The organism is Thermodesulfobacterium geofontis OPF15 (assembly GCF_000215975.1).
GTDB classification, from domain to species: Bacteria; Desulfobacterota; Thermodesulfobacteria; order Thermodesulfobacteriales; family Thermodesulfobacteriaceae; genus Thermodesulfobacterium; species Thermodesulfobacterium geofontis.
Genome location: NC_015682.1, coordinates 170,792 through 192,258, shown reverse-complemented (window position 1 = coordinate 192,258; position 21,467 = coordinate 170,792). Strand labels below are relative to the sequence as shown.

Below are 21,467 nucleotides of genomic sequence, written 5' to 3'. Positions count from 1 at the left end.
AAAATTAAAAAGTCCTTGATTTTTGAAAAATTAAATAATATTTTATAATAATTAAGAGTTTAAAAATTTTTTAGGGTGAGGGAAAAGATATGGAGCTAAAAAAGCTAAAAAAGATTTCTGATTATGAATGGGAAATTCCTCCTTATGGGGATATGAAAGTTCCCGGAAAGATTTTTGCTGATGAAAAACTCATTGAAGAGATGGATGAAAAGGTTTATGAACAAGTTTGCAATGTGGCAAGTTTACCTGGTATTGTAAAAGCCTCTATTGCTATGCCTGATGCTCATTGGGGTTATGGATTTCCTATAGGAGGGGTAGCTGCCTTTGATCCAGATGCAGGAGGAATTATCTCAGTTGGTGGTGTAGGATACGATATTTCTTGTGGAGTAAGAACTCTTCTAAGTCCATTAACTAAAAAAGAAGTAGAACCTTATTTAGAAAAACTTGTTAGAGAACTTTTTGAAACAGTTCCTTCTGGTGTTGGTTCTGAAGGAGAAATAAAACTATCTCCTTCTCAATTAGATGAGGTTTTAGTAGGGGGAGCTAAATGGGCTGTTGAGAAAGGATATGGAGAGCTTGAAGACCTTGAATATATTGAAGAAAAAGGATGTATGCCTGGTGCTGATCCTTCTTACGTTTCTATGGAAGCTAAAAAAAGACAACATAGACAAATAGGTACCCTCGGTTCAGGGAATCATTATCTTGAGATCCAATATGTAGCAGAAATTTATGATGAAAAAACTGCTTCTGCTTTTGGATTATTCAAAGACCAGGTAGTTATTACTTTCCATTGTGGATCAAGAGCTCTTGGGCATCAAATAGCAACCGATTATTTACCAATTTTAGCAAAAGCAGCAAGAAAATATGGAATACCTATAAAAGAAAAAGAATTAGTCTGTGCACCTATAAATTCACCAGAAGGAGAACAATATTTTAAAGCTATGGTATGTGGAGTAAATTGTGCTCTTGCTAATCGTCAAGTAATAACTCATTTAGTTAGAGAGGTTGTTAGAAAATTTTTTCCCGGGATTCATTTAAAAGTACTTTATGATGTAAGCCATAATACCTGTAAAGTAGAGTATCATGAAGTAAATGGTAAAAGACTTAAACTCTATGTTCATAGAAAAGGAGCAACAAGAGCTTGGGGACCTGGAAGAGAGGAGTTACCTAAAGCTTATAGAGAAGTAGGACAACCGATTATAATAGGCGGTTCTATGGGAACAGCATCTTATATTTTAGTTGGAACCTCTGAAGGAGAGGAAAAGGCTTTTGGTTCTGCTTGCCATGGAGCAGGAAGAACTATGAGTAGACATCAGGCTATAAAATCTTTTAGAGCAGATGATATAATAGAAAAACTTAGAAAAAAAGGAATTATTGTTATCGGAAAATCAAAAAAGGGACTTGCAGAGGAAGCTCCAGAAGCTTATAAAGATGTTAATGAAGTTATTAATGCTACTTGTAAAGCTGGTTTAACTAAAAAAGTTGCTAAACTTATTCCTATGGGATGTATAAAAGGATAAAAAATTTCAAATTGACAAAAAGTTAAAAATTACTAAAAATAATTTTAATTAAAATAATAAAAGGAGGTAGCCATGGGAGATATCAAGTTAAAATTAGCTGGATTAGGTTTGATTGGGCTATTAGCTTTTGGATGTACTTGCCCTGTTAAAGCTCCAGAAGCAACTGAAGCTCCAAAGGTAGCTCAAGCTTCAGAATGTCCTGAATGCGTAACAGAAGTAAAAAATGAACTTGCTGGTTTAAAAGCAGAGGTTGAAGCTTTAAAAACTCAAATAAATCAACTTAAAGTTGATGTAGCTAACGCAAATGAAGCCTCTCAAAAGGCTATAGCTGCCTCTCAAAAAGCAATTGAAGCAGCTAATAAAGCAGAAGAAGCTGCTCAAAAGGCAGAAACTGCAGCTCAGAAATGTGAAAGAATTTTTGAAAAGGGATTGAAAAAATAAAGATGCAAAAACCCTTTTTGAAATTAGGGGAGTACCTTGGTACTCCCCTAAATATTTCAAAATCAGAAAAAAATTATCCTTCAGAAAAACCTTTTAAAGTTGAAGAAAAAGATTGGTCTGAAATAGTTTATACTTCCAAACCTCTTAAGGAAAAAAATTTTTATTGGAAATTTTCACCTAAAAAAGCCTTCTGGGATCTCAAAAAAGAATGGCCTCCAGAAAAAATAGAAATTAAAATCTGGTTAACCTCTGAATATATAGAAGGTAAAAAATCAATAGTAAGCAAAAGAATAGTTAAAGCTTTAAGAGAAGGAAGATTTTCGATTAAAAGAACTCTCAATTTGAGAGGCATGGTCATAGAAAAAGCAAAAGAAGCTTTTGAAGAGTTTATGAAATCTGCAATATTAAATGGAGATAGATGCGTTTTGATTATTCATGGAAGAGGACTTTCTTCTAAAAGAGAGCCGGTTCTTAAAAATAAAGTAAAAGAGTGGTTAGAAAAAGGACCATTTAGAAAATATGTATTAGCCTACTGTTCAGCAAGACCTTGCGATGGTGGTTGGGGAGCAACTTACGTTCTTTTATCGTCTAAACCTATCAAAAAATAATGTTTCTTAATTCTCCCAGAAAAAAATTTTTTATTTTTGGTGCTCCAGGGGTTGGTAAAACTACCTTAGTAAAATATTTATTTGAATTTTTAAAAAATAATTTATCTTCATTTAATTTTTCAGGTTTTATTACTACAGAAATAAGAGAAGGTTTTGAAAGAAAGGGATTTAAAATAAAGGTTTTAAATTCAGATACAGAATCCATTCTTGCTATAAGAAAGGATTTAATAGATCCCAAAGAAATAAAAGATAAACCCTTTGTGGGAAAATATATAGTAAATATAGAAAATTTAGAAAAGGTAGTAGAAGATTTAGAAAAAGAATTTGGAAAAGAAAATGTCTTTTTTTTAATTGATGAAATAGGGAAAATGGAAATTTTATCTTTAAAATTTCGTAATTTTATAGAAAAACTTTTATTTTCTTCAAGATATCTTTTAGCTACGGTTGGAAAAGGAGAAGATCCCTTTTTAAAAAAGGTAAGAGATTATGAACCAGCCTTTTTATGCGAAGTTACGAAGGAAAATAGGGATTTTTTGAAAAATAGACTTAAATTTGAATTTTTGAGAAAAGGAAAGCTTATTGCAATTGAAGGTATAGATGGAGCTGGAAAGACCACTTTTGCTAAAGCTTTATTTGAAACCTTAAAAAAAAGAGGAATAAATTGTATTTTTTCTTGTGAGCCTACTTCTGGCCCCTTTGGAGAAAAAATTAAATCTGCTTTGATTAAAAAAATTAAAAAAGAAAGTAATCCTCAAGATTTAAAACTTCTCTTTTTAAAGGATAGAAAATGGCATGTAGAAAATATAATTATCCCTGCCTTAGAAGCTCAAAAATGGATCATTCTTGATAGATACTATCCTTCTACTCTTGCCTATCAAAGTTCTCAAGGTTTATCTTTAAAAGAACTTTTAATAGAAAATGAAACCATAGCCCCTATTCCTGATTTAGTTATTTATTTAGATCTTCCTCTTGAAATTGCTTTTAAAAGAATAGGAAATCGTGAAAAAAAATTAACTATTTTTGAAAAAAGGGAATTTTTAGAGAGAGTAATGGAGACTTATAAAAAATGTCTAAAGTTGTTTAATTATCTAATAATTGATGCTACAAAGCCTATAGAAGAAAATTTGGAGTATCTTTTAAAATTTTTAGATAGTAAATTTAAATGTCCCCTTTCCTAAAATATCATGAAGATGTAAGATTCCTACTAATTTTTGATCATAATTTATAACAGGTAAAACCGTAATAAGATATTTTTCCATCATTTCAAGAGCTTCTGAAGCTAAACGATTTTCTTCGATTACCTTAGGGTTTCTTGTCATTACTTCCTCAACTTTCAAGTTACTGTAAGTTTTATACTTCAAAAAAATCCTCCTTAGATCACCATCTGTAATAATTCCTGTAAGAATTCCTAAAGAATTGGTAATAAGCACACAACCTAATCGTTTTTTATCAATTTCTACTATAGCGTCTTCTAAGAGAGTACCTTCAGAAACTACAGGTATTTTTTCATCTGTAAGCATAATCTCTTTTACTTTTACTTTTAATCTTTCCCCTAAGGAGCCTCCTGGATGATTTTTTCTAAAATCTTCAGAACCTAAGCCTTTTAATTCAAAAAGACATATAGCTAAAGCGTCCCCCAAAGCTAAAGTGGCGGTTGTACTTGTAGTAGGAGCAAGATTAAAAGGACAAGCCTCTTTAGGAATTTTGGTATTGATAATTATATCAGAAAGTTTTGCTAATCTACTTTCTGGATTTCCAGTTAAACTTATTATTTTGATATTTCTTTTTTTAAGAATAGAAGCAAGTTCACAAACCTCGAGAGTATTTCCAGAATAGGAGATAGCAAGTAAAATATCCTCAGAGGTGACCATTCCTAAGTCTCCATGAAGAGCTTCAACTGGATGAAGGAAAAAAGAAGGTGTTCCTGTAGAAGAAAGAGTAGCTGAAATTTTTCTTCCTATAATTCCGCTTTTCCCTACTCCTGTAACTACTACTCTTCCCTTAATGTTTAAAATAAGTTCTAAAGCTTGAACAAAAGAATCATTTAAATTTTTAGAAACCTCTTCAAGACCTAATTTTTCTATTTGAAGAATTTCTTTAGCTCTTTCAAGAAGGACTTCTTTTTCTTTCATAGAAAATTAGTGTACTAAAAAGGGATTTGACGGAAGTTCTGGAAAAACAGCTTTTTCAGATTCAACAAAGAAAGTAAGAAGATCTAAAATTTTGTTAGTAAGTTCAGTTATTAAATCTTCTCTATATATAATTTCTGCAAGTTTTTTTTCTGCCCATTCTAAATCTTTGGGAGATAAATCTTTTTTAGGAAGGTGTTTATAGATTTGATAAAAAGCCTTTCTGGTTTTAATCCTTTCTTTTAAATTATTTATTATTTCTTCAGGATCAAGAGGTGTTTTTTTTATGATTAAATTTTGTAAATATTGTAAATCCTCTTCTTGGAAATTCCAAAAAGCATTTATCCAATCTTTTAAGTCAACTACTTTGTTTGGAGGTTCCATAATGGTTTTAGTGTAAATCAAGAAATTAAAAAATCAAGATATTTTTGTTTTTTAAGTTAAGTATAGCTAAAATTTACCGAAAGATTGAAATAAATAGTTTTTAATTTAATTTAAAAACTATTTTACAAGGGAGTTTTAAAATTGAAACTTCTAGATTTATGTAAGCAAATAGAAGAAAGATTTAAGGAAAAAGTTCAAGCGCTAATGTATGTAGAGAATGATCCAGCTTTTAGAGCCTTGTTAAATAAATTTTTAACCCAATTTAATATAGATGTGGTAGAAGCATTTTCAAAAGAGGAAATGTTTACGAACCTTGAACAAGAAAAATTTCAAATATTAATAATACTTTCTAAGGAGCTTAAAGAGGGATTTTCCAGCTTTGTTTTTAATATAAAAACGTTAGCTCCAGAAAGTAAGATTTTAATAATTCTTGATTTTATGATTTTAGAATATCTTTATCTTTTAAAAGTAGATTTTTTAGATTTTTTCTCCTGGGGAGTAGATGATTTTATAATAAAACCCTTTTCCTTAGAAGAATTCAAAGCAAAAATCTTTAAGCTTCTTAAAGAATATCTCATGTTTAAGGAAATAAGAAAAATAGAAAGAGAAGATTTGGTTACAGGGGTTTTTAATAGAAAATATTTTGAAGAAGTTATAATGGAGGAGGCTTATAGAGCTTTAAGACAAAAATATCCTCTTGTAATTTTTATGATAAGCATAGATAATTTTAAATGGTATAATCGTCATTATGGACATCAAAGCGGAGAAAAAATTTTAAGGGAACTTGCTAAGGTTCTTCAAAAATCAACAAGAGAAAAAATTGATAAAGTATGTAGATATGATGAAGACAAATTTGTAATTATTATTCCCTACATTAATTGGAGAAAATCCCTTGCAATAGCTGAAAGGATTATTAAAAAGTGGGAAGAGGTTAATAAAGAGATTAGCCTTTCTATTGGAATTTCCCAAATTTTGCCAGAAATATCCTTGGAAAGATCAGTTTCCTTTCTTATAAACCGAGCCAAAGAAGCTTTAGAGTTAGCTAAAAAAGAAAGGGAAAATTCCTATGAAGTAGATAGAGAAACCCTCAAATTAATACATTATTCTTAAAAATTTAAGATTTTCCTTCCTCTAATTTACGACTAAACTTGTAAAATTGTTCCAAAATCTCCCCATTTATAATTCTTTTAGCACCTACAAACCTCTCATTAAAATAGGGTTCGTCTAAAGAATCTATAGATAACCCCCTTCTTCTTGAAGAAAAATGAACAAATTTATTGTCTCCTATATAAATTCCTACGTGGGAAATATTATCTTTGTCTCTGTATCTGGAGAAGAAAACAAGATCTCCTGGTATTAACTCATCTTTTTTTACATTTATACCTACCAAAAATTGTTCCCGTGAGGTTCTAGGAAGGTCAATTCCTAATTCTTCATATACAAGTTTTACAAACATAGAACAATCTAAATATCCATTTCCACTCCCACCAAGTTTATATAAATAATCACTAAATTGTTTGGAAATTTCTAAGAATTTTTTCTTAAGTAAGTTTTCATCTTTCTCATCAATAAAGGATTTAGATAAAAAGTTTACACTAAATTTTTGAGATATTAATTCTTTTGGTTTTTCTTTAAATCGAATAGCAGGATTTTCTAAAGTAAAAGGTTCTTCTAAAGGATTGTAAGGTATTTTTAATTTTTGCCCTACAAAAATTACATTATCTTTGATACCATTCAGATCTTTGATTAAATCTATAGATACATTGTGTCTTAGAGAAATAGTATAGAGGGTATCTCCTTCTTTAACTTCGTAAAATATAAATTCCTTTTCCTCAGGTTTTTTTGCTACTTTTTCCAAATTTTGATATATTTTTATTGTTTGTCCAACTTTAAGTTTTGTAGATTTTAAATTGTTAATTTTCTTTAGTTCTTGAATAGGTATTCCATATTTTTTTGAAATACTATATAAGGTCTCACCTTTTGCTACCTTATGATAGGAGATTGGTTTGTTTTCTTGGGAAGAAAAGTTTTTTGAAGTTTTTAAAAATTGGGAATAATAAAGTTCTTTATTGGTAGGAATTTTTAAAATTTGCCCTATAGAAATACTTTCATCTTGAAGATTGTTTATTTTTTTAAGTTCTTCTATAGAAACTTCATATCTTTTAGCAATGCTATATAAAGTATCTCCCTTTTTTACTAAATAAGGAATAAATTTTAAATTTAAATTATGTTCATAAAAAGATTGAGATTTACAAAAAGCTTTTAAAGGAAAAAAAGATATGATTAAAATAAAGCTGAATATGTAAAAAAATTTTTTCCCCATCTATAAAAATTTTCCAGATTTGATAAATTTTAAAAATATTTATATACATAAAATTAAGCAAAAAGTCAAATAATTGTTTACAAAAGAATATGATAATTTTAAGAAGGAGGTTACTTGAAAAATGATACCCAGATATACAAGACCTATAATGGCAAAACTTTGGAGTCCTGAAGAAAAATTAAGGGTTTGGTGTTTAGTAGAATTTTATGCCTGTGAAGCTTGGCATAAGCTTGGTAAAGTTCCAGAGAGGGATTATCAAATTATAAAGGAAAAATTAATCCCCTATATAGAAAAAGGTTTTACTGAGGAAAATATAAGAAGAGTAGAAGAAATTGAAAAAGAAACTAAACATGATGTAATAGCTTTTTTAACGCATCTTTCTGAAATTATAGGACCTTCTGCACGTTATCTACATCTTGGTATGACTTCTTCTGACATGCTTGATACTGCTATGGCATGGCTAATGAAAAAGGCTATGGAAATTATTATAGAGGATTTAAAAAAAATAAAAGATGTTTTAAAAGACAGAGCTTATGAATTTAAAGATACGTTAATGATAGGGAGAACTCATGGAATTCATGCTGAACCAATTACTTTTGGATTAAAACTTGCACTTTGGTATGAAGAAATGAAAAGAAATGAAGCAAGGCTCAATCGAGCTTTAGAAAATATTTCCTATGGAAAAATATCAGGAGCTGTAGGAACCTTTGCTCATGTTCCACCAGAGGTAGAAGCCTATGTTTGTGAAAAACTTGGTCTTAAACCAGATCCTATCTCTAATCAAATTGTCCAAAGAGATAGATATGCAGAATATATGGCTTCTCTTGCAATTCTTGGGACAACGGTAGAAAAAATTGCTACAGAAATAAGACATTTACAAAGAACTGAAGTGTTAGAGGCAGAAGAATATTTCTCTCCTGGGCAAAAGGGTTCTTCAGCTATGCCTCACAAGAGAAATCCCATCCTTTCAGAAAATCTTTGTGGACTCGCAAGACTTTTAAGGGGTTATTTAATTCCTGCTTTAGAAAATGTAGCTCTTTGGCATGAAAGAGATATCAGTCATTCTTCAGTTGAAAGGGTTATTGTACCAGATGCTACAACTGTAGCTGATTTCATGCTTGCAAGATTAGAAGGGCTTCTAAAAAATTTAGTGGTTTATCCTGAAAACATGAAAAAGAATTTTAATTTATTAAGAGGGCTTATTTTTTCTCAACAGGTTATGCTTTGTTTAACTGAAAAAGGAATGACAAGAGAAGAAGCATATAGAATTGTACAAGAATTAGCTATGAAGGTATGGCAGGATAAAGAACTCAATTTTAAAGATCTAGTATTAAAAGATGAGAGGATTTTAAAATTCTTAAGTAAAGAGGAAATTGAAAAGGTCTTTGATATTTCCTATTATTTAAGATATGTGGATAAAATATTTGAAAGGGTTTTTGGGGAGTAAAATGGCTTTAAAAGTAGTTGCAGGGTTTTTGAAAAAGGGAGACCGGTTTTTACTTGTTAAAAGACCTGTAAATAAAAAAAGAGGAGGACTTTGGGAATTTCCAGGAGGTAAGGTAGAAAATGGAGAAACCTTAGAGTCTGCAATTAAAAGGGAATTAGAAGAGGAATTAGGTATTAAACCAAAAGTTAAAAAACTTCTTGGTAAGACAAATTATAAGTATCCAGAAGGTGAGATAGAACTTTTTTTATTTGAGATAGAGTCTGAAGAAGAACCTTTTCTTAAAGAGGCTTTAGAATTGAGATGGGTTAACTTTGAAGAAGTTAAAGAACTTGAGCTTTGTCCTGCGGATAAAAAACTTTTAGAAAATATAAAGAGAGACTTGTAAAAAATAAAATATAGATTAATTTAATAATAATTCAAAAGGGCGGTTAGCTCAGGGGTAGAGCGCCATCCTCACACGGTGGATGTCGCTGGTTCGAATCCAGCACCGCCCATTAACTCCTTGCCCCCTTTATATTTTTAAAGGGGGCCAAAGGGCCAGAAGGAGGGACTTATGTTTGAACTGTTAAAACCTGTCAAAAGATTCCGTAAATGGGAATCCCTTTTTATTATTCATCCAGAAAGATTGGATGAGAAAGATCAGGTTTTAGAAAAAATCAAACAAATCGTAGAATCAAAAGAAGGTAAAATTTTAAAAATTGATGAGTGGGGTTTAAGAAAACTTGCCTACCCTATTCAAAAGAAAAAACAAGGATATTATGTTTTAATAGAATTTTATGGACTTGCAGATTTGCCAAAAGATTTGGAGGAATTTTTTAGAATTGACGAAAGGGTAATAAGGTTTATTATTGTAAAATTAAAAGAAAGATTTGATCCTGCTGAAGAAAGTACCGAGGTTAAAGAAAATTAAAAGGGAGGTTAAAAATGAATGATACTTTAAGTATAAAGAGAAGATTTTTAACTAGAAAAAAGGTCTGTAAATTTTGTGTAGATCCTAATTTAAAGATTGATTATAAGAATCCAGAAATTTTAAAACCCTTTTTAAATGAAAAAGGTATGATTATACATAGAAAACAGACCGGTACTTGTGCTTATCATCAAAGAAGATTAACTACTGCAATAAAAAGAGCAAGAATAATGGCTCTTTTACCTTTTGTTGCTGATATAGAAATGGAATAAATAAACATTGGTGGAGGAATATATGGAAGTAATTCTAATTAAGGATGTCCCTAAACTTGGTAAAGCAGGAGATGTAGTAAAAGTTAAAGATGGATATGCAAGAAATTATCTTATTCCTAAGGGATTAGCTATTTTAGCTAATCAGAAAACTATTAAAGCTTTAGAAAATCAAAGAAAAATTATATTAGCTAAAGCTGAGAGAGAAAGAAAAAAACTTGAAAGTCTTGCAGAAAAACTTGAAGGAATAAGTTTAACAGTTTATAGAAAAACTGTAGAAGATGATAGAATTTTTGGGTCTGTTTCTTTGATTGATATTGTAAATATGCTAAAAGAAAAGGGAATAGAAATAGAAAAAAGCCAGGTTCTTTTAGAGGAACCTATTAAAAAGTTAGGTACTTTTGAGGTTCCTATAAAATTAAGTAGTGATAAAATAGTTAATATAAAAGTTGAAGTATTAGAAGAAAAATAAATGCCTTCTAATAAACGTTCAAAAAAAGAAATAAAAATACAATCTGAAGTTGCCTTTTCCCCAGAATTTTTACCTCCTCAAGATTTACAAGCAGAAAAGTATCTTTTAGCAAGCATTTTTGTAGATCCCTCTTCATTGGTTAAAATTATTGATTATTTAAAACCAGAAGACTTTTATTCTCCAGCTCATAGAGTGATTTACTCAGCTTGTCTTTCTCTTTTTGAAAAAGATGAACCTATTGATATTGTTACAGTTCATAATGAGCTAGATAAAATGGGAGAATTAGAGAGAGCTGGTGGAGCAGTTTATCTTTCAGAAATTGTTGGTCTTCTTCCAACTTCAGCTCACATTCTTCATTACGCTAAAATTGTTAAAGAAAAAAGTATTTTAAGAGAAATTATAAAGATAAGTCAAGATTTAATATATAGAGCTTATTACTCAGTAGAGGACTCCCAAGAATTACTTAATTATGCAGAAAAGGCATTTTTTGATCTTTCCTATTATGGAAGAAGAGAAAGTTTTTCTCCTTTAAAAGAAGTAGTAAAAGATACTATAAAACATTTGGAAAATATTTACAAAAAAGGAACATCTATAACAGGAATTCCTACTGGATTTTATGATCTTGATAGATTAACAGCAGGACTTCAAAAGGGAGATTTGATTATTCTTGCTGGACGTCCTGGAATGGGGAAAACTGCCTTTGCACTTGATATTGTAAGAAATGCTTGTAAACAAACTAATATTGGGGCAGCAATTTTTTCCTTAGAAATGGGTAAGCAACAACTTTGTGCAAGAATGCTTTGTGCTGAAGCTAAAGTGAGTTTTCAAAAATTTAGAACAGGACAGCTTGATTCTCAAGAATGGCAAAAAATAACTCAAGCAGCATCAACCTTAAGTCAACTCCATATTTATATTGATGAAACCCCAGGAATTAATATTTTAGAACTAAAAGCTAAAGCAAGAAAACTTTTAAAAGAAATACCTTTAGGACTTTTAGTGATTGATTATCTTCAACTTATGAAAGGACTTGAAAGAAAAGAAAGAAGAGAGCAAGAAATTTCAGAAATCTCTGCAGGTTTAAAATCCTTAGCTAAGGAGCTTAATATCCCCATTATAGCTTTATCCCAGTTAAATAGAAAAGTCGAAGAAAGACCTGATAAAAGACCTCAACTTTCAGATCTCAGAGAATCAGGAGCTTTAGAACAAGATGCAGATGTAATTTTATTTATTTATAGAGACGAATTTTATAATAAAGAAACTCCAGAAAAAGGTATTGCAGAAATAATAATTGGAAAGCAAAGAAATGGTCCTATAGGAATAGTTAAACTACATTATTTCCCTCAATATACTTCTTTTGGAAACTTAGATACTTCTTTGCCTATCTAACTTTTTACTATCAATACAGGGCAGAAAGAATGAGCAATTATTTTTTCTCCTACACTTCCTAAAGATTTCTTACTTGCAGAACTATAAGCACCTATAACGATAGCTGTTGCATCTATTTCTTTTGCTGTTTCAATTACTACTTTATGAGGTTCTCCATATTTTACAAAAATCTCCACCCTAACCCCTTCGTTACTTATATCTTCTGAAAGAAAAACTAAATGAGACTCTAACTCTTTTTTAAGGGTTTCTAAAATTTCTTGAAGATCAATTATAGGCTCTATAGGAATTTTAATTACAGATAAAATACCTAAGTCTCCGTTATAACTTTTAGCTAACATTCCTGCTTTTTTAACTGCTTTATTTCCATATTCAGATGTATCTGTTGCTGCTAAAATCTTTTTAAAACTTATTTTGGTGTTTATAGGGACAATAAGTACATCAACTGGACTATTATTTATAACTCTATGTGCAGTACTTCCTAATAAAATTTTTTCAAAAGCGGTAAGCCCCCTTCTTCCTGTAACGATAAGATCACATCCCTCTTTTTGAGAAACTTCAATAATTTTTTCATAAGGATTCCCCTCTTCAAGGACAGTTTTGATAGTTAAACCTTTTTCTTCAGCTAAATCTTTTGCTTCTTCAAGAGCTTTTTCATAATTTTTTCTGATAAAATCTTTTATATGAGTAAATAAAGAAAAAGAGCTTACTAATTCTCTTTGGGGAGGAATAACACTTATAGCTATAACTTCAGCTTTAGTATTTTTGGCAAAGTTTAAAGCTTCTTCTAAGGCATACCTACTTCTTTCTGAACCATCAAGTCCAACTAAAATTTTTCTATACATAAGAAACCTCCGCTTTACATTTTTAAATTTATCAAAAATTCTTTATAAAAAAAATCTAAATTAAAGTCAAGGTGTTTTTTCTAAAAAGTTATATTTTAAATTTTCCTCTTTAGAAGGGAAAACATATATCCAAAAATGGCTTGCTATTTCAACTGGGTAGGAAGTATTCCCAAAGGTTTTAATACCTGCTCCCCTTTTAACTGTAAGAACCCACCATCCTGGTTTTTCAAGAGATACTACAAAAAACCCATCTTTATTAGTTTTTACAGTTTTCTTTAAATAGGGATAATTTATTTCTCCATAAGAATCCTTTGGTAAATCTTCTAAATTTAAAAAAACTGGGCTAAATCTTTCAAACTCTACAATAACATTTGAAAGAGGTTTATTATTATATAAAACCTGTCCCCAGAAAATACCTCTATCACTAAATCCATAGGGTCTGGTATAAGGTTTTATTTCTAAATCAAATCCACAAAAATTATCCCAACCCTTTTCTATTTCTACATGAAGAGGAACCTTAGCAAAGGATTTTGTTAATTTTAAATCTCTTGTAAGATAATAATCACTTTCTATACATATATAGTGATCTCCTTTAGTTTCTAAGGATAATTGTATTTTATATCCAATTCTTTCTAAATTTAATGCCTTGTCTTCGTATTTTGTTCTGAAAAGAGTAACTTTTATGGTTTTTTTATCTGGAGTAAGGAGGAAGAACCTTTTAGGTGGTTTTAGATCATATATAGCACCAAAAGCAGGTTCTGCTGCTCCAACATAAAATATTTTCTCTTTTTTCATTTTTCCATAATTATCAGGAAAAGAAATTATAAAGAGTTTGTAAGCTAAAGAAGGAGAGACAAAAAGGTTTATAAAGATGAAAACAAGAATAAAAATCATTTTATGTAAATCTATTTAAAATCCAAGATATTACTGCACTTTTAAGTTTTAATTCCTGTTCAGGAGTAAGACTTGAAAGCCAATATTTTATCCATTTTTGAAGTCTATTTAAATGAATCTTAGGAATTTTTTCTCCATAAATCATTTCTAAAGCTCTTAGATACCACACAAAGATCGCCTGAAGAGGCATAAATCTATATTCTAAAGTAATAGGATATAAAGTTTCATAAAAAGCTCTGGTAGTAAATTTTTTATCTGGTTCATTAGGGAAACGCCTTATACTTAGTTTAGAAGCAGGTCTTTCGTGATCAGTAGATAAGTCAAGAGTTCTTAAATATTCTAAATTTTCTTGAAATAGATCCAGCTTGTCTTTGTTTAAACGTATAATTTCATCTTGTAAAGCAAGTAAAGCAAGAGGATTTTCTCTTTCTCTATAATACTTTGCCATTTTTTGTTTTAAAATAGATTTACGAGAACGTCCTCCCATCTTAAAAACACCTCTTTTATTTTTTTCTATAAATTTAATAAAACCACATATTTAACTTTTTTCAATCTTTTTATCCAAAATAGAAATTTACAAAAATGGAGACAAAACTCATTAAAGATAAAGAAGCAGTCTCAGCTCTTAAAATATAAGGGGAAAGAAAAAGGGGGATAAAGTTTTTTTCTTTTAATAATTTTTCTTCTTCCTTGCTAAATCCTCCCTCAGGACCTGAAATCAAAACAATCTCCTTAGAATTAATCAGTTTTTCTATAAGTTTTTCTAAAAAAATACCTTTTTCTGGTAAAGCAACTATTTTAAGAGATGAGGGGAAGGGGTTTTCAGATAAAAAATTTCTCAAAATTATTGGTGGCTTAATTTCTGGAAGATAAAGTCTTCCTGATTGTTTTAAAGCATTTATAGCTTTTATCTTTAAACGTTCATCTAATTTAGAAGAAATCTTAGCTACAGAATGATCACTTTGAAAGGGAATAAATTCATTTATTCCAAGCTCTACTCCTTTTTCTATTAAAAATTCAGTTTTGTCCCCTTTTAAAAGAGGAACGAGAGCTATAATTTTTACTGATGAAGGTTTTTCTTTTCTTAAAAGTTCAAGTAATCTTACTTTTGCTTTTATTTTTTTTCCTTTTTTTATTATTTTTACAATTTCTCCTTCATATTCATTTCCTTTTCCATCAATGAGCTTTATTCTTTCTCCTACTTTTTTTCTTAAGACCCTTATTAAATGATGAGATTCCTCTTCAGAAAGAAAGCCTTCCTTCTCAAAGGTAAAGAAAAATCTATTGCCACCTTGAATATCCATAGGATTATAATACAATTTATTCAAATGACTGACAATATAATAATCTATAACGCCAGTGCCGGAAGTGGTAAAACCTATCAATTAGCTCTCAATTATTTAAAAATCCTAAATAAAATTTATGAAGAGGGAGAATTTAATCTTAAAAGTCTACTTGCAATTACTTTTACAAATAAAGCTTCCTTTGAGATGAAAGAAAGAATTATATCTTTTTTAAAAGAGATTTATAAACAAACTGAAAAAGGGAAAATTAAGACTTACGAAACAGGAATTTCTCCAGAAAGAGCTGAGTTTTTTTTAGAAGAGATATTTTTAAATTATGATTCTTTTCAGATAAAAACTATTGATAGTTTTCTTTTAAATCTTTATAGAGCCCTTTCTTATGAATTAGATATGCCTGCAGATTTTCAGATAAAAACTTATATAGAAAAAAATCTTATAGAGAAGGCACTTAATGAAATTTTTGAAGCTGCAAAAAAAACTGAAGGATTATTAAAATTTTTAGAAAATTTTGTAGATTATCTTCTTACTAACGAAGAGAAATTAAAAATTGACATAAAAAACAAATTAATAAAGGATTCAGAAAAAATTTTTCAGAAAATTACCTATAAAAAGGAACTTCTGGACACCTTAGGTACTTATCAAGAGAATAAAATAGAAAAAATTTTTTTAGATTTTAATGAAATAGAAACTTTTAAAGATCCAAAAGATTATTACTTAGTTTTATATACACTTTTGAAGAAAAAATTAGAGGAGGTTTTTAGTAGAGAAAAGACATTATTTATCGGGATTTGGAAAGAAATATTATCCCAGCATCTTACTTTTTTTCCGGAATTTATTCCCTGGATTTATGTAAAACTGGGCAAATTAGAAGGAATTATAATAGATGAATTTCAAGATACCGATCGTGTTCAATGGGAAGCGATTTTACCTATAGTTGAAGATGTACTTAGTAGAAATAAATTTTTCATTTGTGCCTGTGATCCAAAACAGTCAATTTTTCAATGGAAGGGAGGAGATCCTTTTATTTTGGCAGAGTTTATGCAAAAATTTTCTTCCTATCCCATAAAAGTTGAAGTTTTAGGAAAAAACTATAGAAGTGCAGTTGAGATCGTTAAATTTAATAATCTCTTTTTTTCTTACATAAATAAAAATTTAGAGTTAAAAAAGGAACTGTTAGAGGAGCTTATTTTTGGTAAAGAAAAAATAGAAGAAAAAGAAGAAATATTAACTTATGTTTTAAAAGATTTTGACTGGAGTTTTGAGAATGTAATTCAAGAAGCTGTAAATGATTTTAAAGGTGAGGTAGAATGTAAGTTTTTGAAAATGGAAGAAAATATAGAAGGAAAATCCCCTAAGGAAAAGGTAAAAGAATTAATAAAAAAAGAAATTTTAAATATTTTAAGGGATCTTGAACAAAAAAAAGATTTAGATGATGTTGCTATTTTAGTAAGGAAAAATGAAGATATCACTGAGCTATCTTCTTTTCTTATTTCTGAGGGATTTAAAGTAATAGGAAGTTCATTTTTAAAAATAAAAGAGTCTCCCCTTATAAATGCCTTTTTTTCTCTTCTTAAATTTTTAAATTATTTAGAAGATGAAATAGCCTTAGCTGGGTTTTTAAGTGGTGATTTTTTTGAAAACTCATTGGATATTTTATCAAAGTATTGTGAGTTCAAACTTACAGGTAGTAATATAAGTTTAGTTGAATTTTTTAAAAAAGAATACCCTTCCCTTTGGGAAAATTATATAGAAGAAATTCTTTCAGTTAGAAAATATCTTTCTCTTTATGAGCTTTGTCAATATATAGTAAAAAAATTTAAATTAGAAGAAAAAAAGAACAAAGAGTTAGCTTATCTCTATAAATTTTTAAGTATAATATTAGATTTTTCTTTTAAAGGTGGGGATTTAGAAGAATTTTTGGAATATTGGGAGAAATATTCAGAAGATGAATTGGAGATGCCTAAAGATAAATCAGCTATCAAAGTTCTTACCTTTCATTTAGCAAAGGGGCTTGAATTTAATCATGTAATATTACCTCTTTTCTGGGAAGAAAAACCATATAGTTCAGATCTTGGGTTAGTATTTTATAACGGAAACATCTATAAAGGAAGAAAAAATGAGCTTCCTGGTGAAGGAAAAATAGGGTGGTATTTAGAAAAGGCTAAAATCAAAATGGAATTGTTTAATTTGCTATATGTAGGATTTACAAGAGCTATCAAAACTCTTTATATTTTAATTCCCGAAATAGAAGAAACGAGAGATTTTTCAAAATTTGAAGTCACAAGAGTTTTTAATAAAGTTTATTCTTTTTTAAGGGATAAAACTGAAAATTTTCTTCTATAAGTTTTTTTAGTTCTTTATAATCTTTGATATAAAAATCAGCTAATAAATTGGGATTTTTAAAGGAAACCATTTTAACTTTACATTTTTCGCATAAATCTTTATCTACTTTTGAATCACCTATATAAAGGGTGGCTTCCTTTTCCACTTTAAAATGTTTTAAAATAGTAAGAAGGGCTAAGGGATTATTTTTAGGAACAATGGAAGCAGTCATAACAAAATCAAAGTAGTTTTTCAAATTAAAATGTTTTAAAAGAGGAAAAGTTGAGGTAGTTCTATTAGTACATATTGCTAAATAAAAATATTTTCTTGCCCAATTTAAAAAATCTATAAGTCCATCTTCTAAAGTCATATATTTTAAAAAGAGTTGATAGGGAGTTTCCTTTTGGATTTTTTTTGCTAATTCTAATTTTTCAGGATGATTTCTTAAAAGATACTGAAGGCACTCATCTACTGAATGCATATGAATAAATTCTATTTCTTCAGGAGTTAGAGGAGATCTACCTAATTTTTTTAAAATATAATTATAAAAATTGATATTTGCTAATTTTGAATCAAAAAGAACACCATCACAATCAAAAACAAGAAGCTTAAGGTAATTCATTTTTTTCTTTTTAAAAGATAATCACTTATAAAAAGAAGTAAATCTTTATAAAAATTATTGGGCAATTCTTTTAAACAATCCTTAGCTAAATTTATATATTGCTCAGCCTTTTCTTTACTTTTTATAAATCCTTGATTTTTTTCAATAATTTTTTTAGCAGTTTCAAAATCCTTTTTTTCAACTTCAGGAGTTTTAAGTAAATAAAGAAGTGTATTTTTTTCTTCAGTATCTGCTAACTGTAAGGCATAAATGACAGGCAAGGTTATTTTTCCTTCTTTAAAGTCTTTTCCTAAATCTTTCCCTGTTTCTTCACTTAAATAATCAAGAAGATCATCAATTATTTGAAAAGCAAGTCCTAAATATTTACCAAAATTTTTAAGTAACAAACATTCATTTGGTTTAGCTTCTCCCAAAATAGCCCCTACCTCGCAACAAGCAGATATTAAAACAGCAGTTTTTCTGTAAATAACCTCTTCATACTCAGCTTCTGTAAGAGTGGTATTATCAAGATTAAGAAGTTGCAAAATTTCTCCTTCACTCATAAGAAGTGTGGTCTGTGTAATTACATCCATTACCCTTGGATTTTCTAATAGGCTTGCAAGTCTTAAAGCCTTAGCATATAAATAATCTCCTACAAGAATAGTTGCTTGATTTCCCCAAAGATTTCTGGCAGCTTTTCTCCCTCTTCTAAACTCTGCAGAATCAACTACATCGTCATGAAGAAGGGTTGCTGCGTGTAAATATTCAAAAAGTATTGAAGTTCTATAAATAGTTTCTAAATATCTGTTATTTAAATTTTCGTTTAAAAAAAGTTTGGCACAAAGAACTGTTAATAAAGGTCTAATTCTTTTTCCACCAGAAAAAATGATGTATTCACTTACTTGATTTATAAAGGGATGTTGAGAGTCTAAATAGGTTTTGAGGGTTTCTTCTATAATATTTAATTCAGATTTTATTTTTTCTAAAATTTCTACTTCCGACACTGTAAAGTCCTTAAATTTTTTAGTAATTATAGTACAAAAAAATTTTTTTAAAAGATTAAAAAGAAAATGAAAAAACAAAAAAATTTTCAAAAAAATAAAAATCAATTTTTCAATTCAGTTGAGATTTTAAATAATTTTAAAAAATTATTTATAACAGCTTAAAATTAGGTTTGACTTTTGAAATTATTTTTTTAATTTTAGGTTTAACAAACAAATTCTAAATTTATAGGAGGTGAATATGCAGGATATAAGGATTAAAGATCTACCCCCACCTCATGGTGGAAAGCTTGTTGAAAGAGTAGTAAGAGATCCTCGTGCAGCTTGGAAACTTATGGAAAAATGTTCAGCAGTTTATGACATTAAACCAACCCTTTTTAAAGGTAATCCTGTTAGAAATGTTTATAGAGAAATTATGTCAGTTTGTTATGGATTTTTTAGCCCTGTTGAAGGTTCGATGACAAAAGCTGAACTTGAAAGTGTTCTTGAAAGAAGAAGACTTTTGAGCGGATGGGTATTCCCTTATCCAATCCTTTTTGATATTTCTGAAGATGATTTTAAACAACTTCGTGAAAAATTTGGTGAAATTGGACCAGGGGATTGGTTACTTTTAAGATTAAAGGGTGAACCTTTTGCTATTCTTGAGATTGAAGAAGTCTATGAAATAAATCCAGGTGATGTAGCAGTAAGAACTTTTGGAACACCTGAGAAAAATCCTGAAGTTGTGAAAGTTCCCTTTGATGAGAAACATACTGGCTATAACATATACCGTTCTTTGAATAAGATTATTCTTGCAGGAAAATATACTATTATTAATGAACCAAAACTTAGACCTCCTTTTGATAGATTTTGGTATCCACCTAAGAAAGCAAGAGAAGAATTTAAGAGAAGAGGATGGACAACAGTTATTGCTCATCAAACAAGAAATGTTCCCCATACTGGACATGAAGCATTAATGAAGATGGCAGCTTATATTGGTGATATTAAACCTTGTGATGGAATAGTAGTTAATGCTATTATTGGAGCAAAAAGAATAGGTGACTTCCCAGATGAAGCAATTGTAGAAGCTCATGAAATGTTGCATCTTGCTGGTTATATTAAGCCAGAAAGACACATGGTTACTATAACCCTTTGGGATATGAGATATGGGAATCCAATAGAATCTTTACTTCACGCTGTAATTAGACAGAACATGGGAATTTCTTTCCATATGTTTGGAAGAGACCATGCTGCATTAGGTGAATATTATGACATTTATGCAACACAGATTTTATGGTCTAAAGGAATTCCAAGTTTTGGATTTGATGCACCTCCTTTTGCTGTTCCTGGTGGATTTTATATAAGACCTCAAAATATTGCTGAATTTTGGTATTGTCCAAAATGTAAAGAATTTGCCTATTCTGAAAATTGTAATCATAAAGGAATTTATTCAAGATACTCTGGTAGCTTTATTAGAGGACTTATAAATGAAGGTCTAACACCACCACCAGAAATTTATAGACCTGAGGTTTATAAAGTGGTTGTGAAATGGTGGAAAGAATTTGGTTATCCTTTCAACAATGAGAAATATTTAAAAGAAAGAGAAGAAAGATTAGAAGTAGATCTTCCTCATATGGATATACCAGAACATTTAAAGAAAAAAATTTCTTAAAAAGTAAAGGAGGTGAATATGGCTAAATATTTTGCAATCATATTAGATGAAAAAAGACTTGCAGCTATAAAAGGAACACCTCTTGAAGAGAAAATTGAACCTATTTTTGGAGGAGCTTTGAAAAGATTGGTAATTGAGGTTCCTGATGATCTTGCTCAAAAAACTATTGATCAATTCTCAAGAGCAAGATTTGACGCAAGAGGTTTTATTGAAGAAACTCCAGCTGCATTTAAAAGACTCGTATTTAAGAAGGTTGTAGAATTAAAATCCTTAGGTCCAGAGGTTATCGAGAAAGCCCTTGAAGAACTTCCTTCTATTAAGGAAGAGATTGAAAAAGAAGATAGAGAGCTTCCTGTTCCAGATATTGATATAAGTGATATTTTAGAATTACAAAAAAATCCAGTACAAAAACCAGTTCAATAAAAAAACTATAAAGGGGGTGTTAATATGCCAAGTTATGTAAATCCTGAAAAATGTGACGGATGCAAAGGTGGAGACAAAACAGTATGCATGTACATTTGTCCTAATGACCTTATGATTCTTGATCCTGAAGCAATGAAAGCTTACAATCAGGAACCTGATCAGTGCTGGGAATGTTATAGCTGTGTAAAAAGCTGTCCTCAAGGAGCAATTTCTGTAAGACATTATGCAGATTTCGCTCCTCTTCATGGAACCTGTCAACCTATGCGTGGAACTACTGATATTATGTGGACAATTAAATTTAGAAATGGTGTGGTTTTAAGATTTAAGTATCCTACAAGAACTACTCCTGAAGGTTCTGCTGATCCTACAGTAGGGAAACCAACACCCGATCCTGCATTAATTAATACCAATCAGCTTTTTACTGAAGCTGCTGATGGAAAAGAGCCTGCTAAACCTGCTGCAGTATTAAACAAAAAATTTGAAGTTGGTGCACTTGGTAAAACTATGAAAATTAAAACAGCTTAGAAAATTTAAAAAATTTGA

At 29.7% G+C, this 21,467-nt stretch carries 24 protein-coding genes and 1 tRNA gene; 16 read left to right on the top strand and 9 right to left on the bottom strand.

The window, feature by feature from the left end; translation table 11 throughout:
* Nucleotides 1–89 precede the first annotated feature (89 nt).
* From TOPB45_RS01030 to tmk, 4 genes are all read left to right on the top strand, one after another.
* On the top strand, nucleotides 90–1,520 hold the full coding sequence (locus TOPB45_RS01030) for an RtcB family protein (protein ID WP_013909015.1): 1,431 nt from the start codon (nucleotides 90–92) through the stop codon (nucleotides 1,518–1,520).
* A 72-nt stretch (nucleotides 1,521–1,592) separates the two neighbouring features.
* Nucleotides 1,593–1,961: an alanine-zipper protein gene (locus tag TOPB45_RS08470; protein WP_013909014.1), complete on the top strand. Its 369-nt coding sequence runs from the start codon at nucleotides 1,593–1,595 to the stop codon at nucleotides 1,959–1,961.
* Between the two features lie 2 nt (nucleotides 1,962–1,963).
* Nucleotides 1,964–2,569, top strand: coding sequence for a Smr/MutS family protein (locus tag TOPB45_RS08465; protein ID WP_013909013.1), 606 nt, complete (start codon nucleotides 1,964–1,966; stop codon nucleotides 2,567–2,569).
* Nucleotides 2,569–3,747: a dTMP kinase gene (tmk, locus tag TOPB45_RS08460; protein ID WP_013909012.1), complete on the top strand. Its 1,179-nt coding sequence runs from the start codon at nucleotides 2,569–2,571 to the stop codon at nucleotides 3,745–3,747. Before TOPB45_RS08465 ends, tmk begins: the two co-directional genes overlap by 1 nt.
* Here tmk and TOPB45_RS01010 read toward each other — a convergent pair.
* Both TOPB45_RS01010 and TOPB45_RS01005 read right to left on the bottom strand, forming a co-directional pair.
* On the bottom strand, nucleotides 3,715–4,701 hold the full coding sequence (locus tag TOPB45_RS01010) for a KpsF/GutQ family sugar-phosphate isomerase (protein WP_013909011.1): 987 nt from the start codon (nucleotides 4,699–4,701) through the stop codon (nucleotides 3,715–3,717). The genes tmk and TOPB45_RS01010 overlap by 33 nt on opposite strands.
* A 6-nt stretch (nucleotides 4,702–4,707) precedes the next feature.
* Nucleotides 4,708–5,082, bottom strand: coding sequence for a hypothetical protein (locus TOPB45_RS01005; protein ID WP_013909010.1), 375 nt, complete (start codon nucleotides 5,080–5,082; stop codon nucleotides 4,708–4,710).
* Between the two features lie 141 nt (nucleotides 5,083–5,223).
* Between TOPB45_RS01005 and TOPB45_RS01000 the strand changes: the two genes are divergently transcribed.
* A complete protein-coding gene (locus tag TOPB45_RS01000) occupies nucleotides 5,224–6,192 on the top strand; it encodes a GGDEF domain-containing protein (RefSeq protein ID WP_013909009.1) in 969 nt (322 codons plus the stop codon).
* 4 nt (nucleotides 6,193–6,196) lie between these two features.
* On the opposite strand, the gene TOPB45_RS00995 is transcribed toward TOPB45_RS01000, so the two are convergent.
* Nucleotides 6,197–7,405, bottom strand: coding sequence for a C40 family peptidase (locus tag TOPB45_RS00995; protein ID WP_013909008.1), 1,209 nt, complete (start codon nucleotides 7,403–7,405; stop codon nucleotides 6,197–6,199).
* Between the two features lie 121 nt (nucleotides 7,406–7,526).
* On the opposite strand from TOPB45_RS00995, the gene purB reads away from it, so the two are divergent.
* The 7 genes from purB (at nucleotide 7,527) to dnaB (ending at nucleotide 11,886) form a co-directional block, all read left to right on the top strand.
* Nucleotides 7,527–8,852: an adenylosuccinate lyase gene (gene purB / locus TOPB45_RS00990; protein ID WP_013909007.1), complete on the top strand. Its 1,326-nt coding sequence runs from the start codon at nucleotides 7,527–7,529 to the stop codon at nucleotides 8,850–8,852.
* A 1-nt stretch (nucleotide 8,853) separates the two neighbouring features.
* On the top strand, nucleotides 8,854–9,237 hold the full coding sequence (locus tag TOPB45_RS00985; RefSeq protein ID WP_013909006.1) for a (deoxy)nucleoside triphosphate pyrophosphohydrolase: 384 nt from the start codon (nucleotides 8,854–8,856) through the stop codon (nucleotides 9,235–9,237).
* Between the two features lie 37 nt (nucleotides 9,238–9,274).
* Nucleotides 9,275–9,346, top strand: a tRNA-Val gene (locus TOPB45_RS00980).
* Nucleotides 9,347–9,405: 59 nt separating this feature from the next.
* The gene (rpsF, locus tag TOPB45_RS00975) at nucleotides 9,406–9,762 is read left to right on the top strand and encodes a 30S ribosomal protein S6 (RefSeq protein ID WP_013909005.1); all 357 of its coding nucleotides are present in this window, start codon (nucleotides 9,406–9,408) and stop codon (nucleotides 9,760–9,762) included.
* Nucleotides 9,763–9,776: 14 nt separating this feature from the next.
* Entirely contained in the window at nucleotides 9,777–10,031 is a 255-nt protein-coding gene (rpsR, locus tag TOPB45_RS00970; protein ID WP_013909004.1) for a 30S ribosomal protein S18, read from the top strand.
* Between the two features lie 22 nt (nucleotides 10,032–10,053).
* Nucleotides 10,054–10,500, top strand: coding sequence for a 50S ribosomal protein L9 (gene rplI, locus TOPB45_RS00965; protein WP_013909003.1), 447 nt, complete (start codon nucleotides 10,054–10,056; stop codon nucleotides 10,498–10,500).
* On the top strand, nucleotides 10,501–11,886 hold the full coding sequence (gene dnaB, locus TOPB45_RS00960) for a replicative DNA helicase (protein WP_013909002.1): 1,386 nt from the start codon (nucleotides 10,501–10,503) through the stop codon (nucleotides 11,884–11,886).
* Here dnaB and TOPB45_RS00955 read toward each other — a convergent pair.
* From TOPB45_RS00955 to TOPB45_RS00940, 4 genes are all read right to left on the bottom strand, one after another.
* A complete protein-coding gene (locus TOPB45_RS00955) occupies nucleotides 11,883–12,728 on the bottom strand; it encodes a universal stress protein (RefSeq protein WP_013909001.1) in 846 nt (281 codons plus the stop codon). The genes dnaB and TOPB45_RS00955 overlap by 4 nt on opposite strands.
* A 66-nt stretch (nucleotides 12,729–12,794) precedes the next feature.
* A complete protein-coding gene (locus tag TOPB45_RS00950; protein WP_013909000.1) occupies nucleotides 12,795–13,622 on the bottom strand; it encodes a DUF4198 domain-containing protein in 828 nt (275 codons plus the stop codon).
* A 1-nt stretch (nucleotide 13,623) separates the two neighbouring features.
* Entirely contained in the window at nucleotides 13,624–14,109 is a 486-nt protein-coding gene (locus TOPB45_RS00945; protein ID WP_013908999.1) for a hypothetical protein, read from the bottom strand.
* Between the two features lie 70 nt (nucleotides 14,110–14,179).
* Nucleotides 14,180–14,926, bottom strand: a complete 747-nt coding sequence (locus TOPB45_RS00940; RefSeq protein WP_013908998.1) for an RsmE family RNA methyltransferase — start codon at nucleotides 14,924–14,926, stop codon at nucleotides 14,180–14,182.
* A gap of 24 nt (nucleotides 14,927–14,950) precedes the next feature.
* Here TOPB45_RS00940 and TOPB45_RS00935 point away from each other — a divergent pair, with 24 nt between their 5' ends.
* The gene (locus tag TOPB45_RS00935) at nucleotides 14,951–17,269 is read left to right on the top strand and encodes a UvrD-helicase domain-containing protein (protein WP_013908997.1); all 2,319 of its coding nucleotides are present in this window, start codon (nucleotides 14,951–14,953) and stop codon (nucleotides 17,267–17,269) included.
* Here the strand turns inward: TOPB45_RS00935 and TOPB45_RS00930 are convergent.
* Complete coding sequence (locus TOPB45_RS00930; RefSeq protein ID WP_013908996.1) at nucleotides 17,217–17,870, bottom strand: HAD family hydrolase; 654 nt, start codon at nucleotides 17,868–17,870, stop codon at nucleotides 17,217–17,219. The genes TOPB45_RS00935 and TOPB45_RS00930 overlap by 53 nt on opposite strands.
* Nucleotides 17,867–18,853: a polyprenyl synthetase family protein gene (locus tag TOPB45_RS00925; RefSeq protein ID WP_013908995.1), complete on the bottom strand. Its 987-nt coding sequence runs from the start codon at nucleotides 18,851–18,853 to the stop codon at nucleotides 17,867–17,869. Before TOPB45_RS00925 ends, TOPB45_RS00930 begins: the two co-directional genes overlap by 4 nt.
* Before the next feature lie 238 nt (nucleotides 18,854–19,091).
* Between TOPB45_RS00925 and sat the strand changes: the two genes are divergently transcribed.
* Genes sat through aprB form a run of 3 tightly spaced genes read left to right on the top strand, consistent with a single transcriptional unit; the run spans nucleotide 19,092 to nucleotide 21,449 of the window.
* Nucleotides 19,092–20,501, top strand: coding sequence for a sulfate adenylyltransferase (gene sat, locus TOPB45_RS00920; RefSeq protein ID WP_013908994.1), 1,410 nt, complete (start codon nucleotides 19,092–19,094; stop codon nucleotides 20,499–20,501).
* A gap of 18 nt (nucleotides 20,502–20,519) precedes the next feature.
* Nucleotides 20,520–20,924 carry a DUF6955 family protein gene (locus tag TOPB45_RS00915; protein WP_013908993.1) on the top strand — a complete coding sequence of 135 codons (405 nt, stop codon included), beginning with the start codon at nucleotides 20,520–20,522 and terminating at the stop codon, nucleotides 20,922–20,924.
* A 24-nt stretch (nucleotides 20,925–20,948) separates the two neighbouring features.
* A complete protein-coding gene (gene aprB, locus TOPB45_RS00910) occupies nucleotides 20,949–21,449 on the top strand; it encodes an adenylyl-sulfate reductase subunit beta (protein ID WP_013908992.1) in 501 nt (166 codons plus the stop codon).
* Nucleotides 21,450–21,467: the final 18 nt, after the last annotated feature.